Origin of the sequence: Micromonospora sp. NPDC005174, from assembly GCF_040608495.1 — a bacterium.
Classification (GTDB): domain Bacteria; phylum Actinomycetota; class Actinomycetes; order Mycobacteriales; family Micromonosporaceae; genus Micromonospora.
On sequence record NZ_JBEXIJ010000068.1, the window covers coordinates 1 to 1,306 of the forward strand.

Here is a 1,306-nt window from a genome sequence, read left to right on the forward strand (position 1 = left end):
CACACAACCACGAGACTCAGCGGTGGCTGTTCCATGCCCACGGACAAAACCACACCGCCACAGCAGGTCAGAACGGATCTCCTGCTGGAGTACTAGATGATCCACGTGCTTATGCCTTCGCGTCAGCGAGGGGATGGTCGTATCGGCCGCCCTCAGGGAGCGCGGGGAGGGCGACGGTGTCGAGGCCGCTGAGTTCGCGGGTGATCACGGCGCGGAAGGCGAGGACGGCGGCGGCGATCTGTTTGCAGAGCTTGGTGGCTTCGGCCCAAAGGCAGAACATGTTGGCGACTTCAGCGGCTGCGACACCGTAGCCGACGAGGGCGCCGACACCGGTTGCCGAGGTGGCGGTGCCGGCAGCGGCGGCGAGGCCGGCGATGATGGCGGCGTCGATAAGGCTTGTGACGACGCCGCCGAGGGCTTCCCCGGCCGACCAGACAGCGTCGGCCATTTCCCGGTAAGCCGTGCTGATGGCGGACATTGGAGTATGGAGGCCGGCGGTGGCGTTGGCGGTGGCCGTGAAGTAGCGGAAGGCGCCGTCGCCGGCTACGCCGTGCCAGAGGGGGTGCAGGGTGGTGGTGCCGGCCTGGACGTTGTAGGCCAGGTCGTGCAGAGCGCCACCGATGTTGTCGACGACGGGTGCCATCTTGGCCAGGGCTTCCCAGTCTCCGGAGACTTGGCTTTGGAGTCTGCCGATGGGGTCGAAGCCGAAGACGTGGTTGAACGCTTCGTTGAGCCAGCTTGCTGGGCTGATGTAGTCCATCCAGCCGAGCGAGTTCGCGGGCTTGTCGGGGTCGCTCGGGGCGTCGAGGTGGCCGCGTACGTCGCGGACGTCGACGAAGTTTGCGGGGGCGCAGGGGCTGTTCGCCAATTCCAGCTCAAGGGGGGTGATGCACCGATCGCCTGCTGGGGGCAGGGTGCGGTCAAGGCGATCGGCGTTAGCCAGGTCCGTCGTGCGGTAGTAGCCGGCAGCGGCCCGCAGCTCGGGAGCGAGTTCTCTAGAAGGCAGGCAAGTCGGTTGAGGGTGCCGTTGATGGCCGCCACTGCCTGTTCGTGCGCGGCTTCGGCAATCTCAATTTGCTCGCCACCGGTTGCGACGTCGGCGTGGCGGTAGAGGTAGCCGCGCATCTCCCACACGTCGGCTGCGGCGCGGTCGACTTGGTTGGCGAAGCCGGCCAAAGCTTGCGGCTCGACAGACAGTGTCATAGGTGCCGCCTAGGGCCTGTCCTGTCGATCATGGAAGCCAGATGATGGCGGCGATGAGGACAAGGCTGGCCCGGTAAAGGGATGCTCGTTTGGCGTAGCGGGT

At 66.2% G+C, this 1,306-nt stretch carries 1 protein-coding gene; it reads right to left on the reverse strand.

Annotated features, from left to right (window positions below; all coding sequences use genetic code 11):
- Positions 1-109: 109 nt before the first annotated feature.
- Positions 110-760, reverse strand: coding sequence for a hypothetical protein (locus ABZU91_RS32710; protein ID WP_355249162.1), 651 nt, complete (start codon positions 758-760; stop codon positions 110-112).
- Positions 761-1,306: the final 546 nt, after the last annotated feature.